1 protein-coding gene is annotated in these 1,105 nt (G+C 66.0%); it reads left to right on the top strand.

The annotated features are described in order from the left end of the window. Positions 1-199: 199 nt before the first annotated feature. Positions 200-1,105: acyltransferase domain-containing protein (locus IG94_RS39430; RefSeq protein ID WP_248783124.1), on the top strand; the 906-nt coding region annotated here is incomplete at its 3' end.

A 1,105-nucleotide genomic window follows, 5' to 3' on the forward strand; every position in this document is an offset into this window, starting at 1 on the left:
GCGGCCGGGTGTGGTGTTGGCGGATGTTGCGTATTCGTTGGCGGTTGGTCGTGCTGTGCATGGGGATCGGGCGGTGGTGGTTGCGTCGGGGCGGGAGGAGTTGCTGGATCGGTTGGGGAGGGTTGCCGGGGGTGAGGCGGGTGCCGGCACCGCTGCTGGGTCTGGTTCTGGGTCTGGGTTTGGTGTGGGTCGGGGTCGTGTGGCGGTGGTGTTTTCGGGTCAGGGTTCGCAGCGGGTGGGGATGGGCCGGGAGTTGTATGGGCGGTTTCCGGTGTTCGCGGATGCTTTTGATCGGGTGTGTGGGTTGTTGGATCCGGTGGTGAGGGCTGCTGTTTTTGGTGAGGGGGATGCTGGGGGGTTGTTGGATTCGACGGAGGTTGCGCAGCCGGCGTTGTTTGCGGTTGAGGTGGCGTTGTTCCGGTTGTTCGGGTCGTGGGGTGTGGTTCCGGATTTTGTGGCGGGTCATTCGGTGGGGGAGGTTGCTGCGGCTCATGTGTCGGGGGTGTTGTCGCTGGAGGATGCGTGTGTGTTGGTGAGTGCGCGGGGTCGGTTGATGCAGGGTTTGGCGCCGGGTGGGGTGATGGTGGCGGTTGCTGCGGGTGAGGATGTGGTGGCGCCGGTGGTGGCTGAGGTGGGTGGTGGGGTGTCGATCGCGGCGGTGAACAGTCCGGGGTCGGTGGTGGTGTCGGGGGAGGGGTCTGCGGTTGAGGGGGTGGTGCGGCGGTTGTCGGAGCGGGGGTGCCGGACGAAGCGGCTTGTGGTGAGTCATGCGTTTCATTCGGCGTTGATGGAGCCGATGCTGGACGATTTTCGTGCGGTGGTGGCGGGGTTGGAGTTCCGGTCGCCGGGTGTGGGGGCTGTGAATGAGGAGATGGCTGATCCGGAGTTCTGGGTGCGGCATGTGCGGGACACGGTGCGGTTCGCGGACATGGTGGTGGGGTTGCGTGAGCGGGGTGTGACGCGGTTTGTGGAGTTGGGTCCGGACGGGGTGTTGACCGGGTCGGTGCGGGAGTGTCTGGAGGGTGAGGACGTTACGGCGGTGCCGAGTCTGCGTCGTGGTCGTGGTGAGGTCGAGTCGGTGCTGGCGGGGCTGGGTGCGTTGTTC

It is taken from the genome of Streptomyces olivaceus (assembly GCF_000721235.1).
Classification (GTDB): Bacteria; Actinomycetota; Actinomycetes; order Streptomycetales; family Streptomycetaceae; genus Streptomyces; species Streptomyces olivaceus.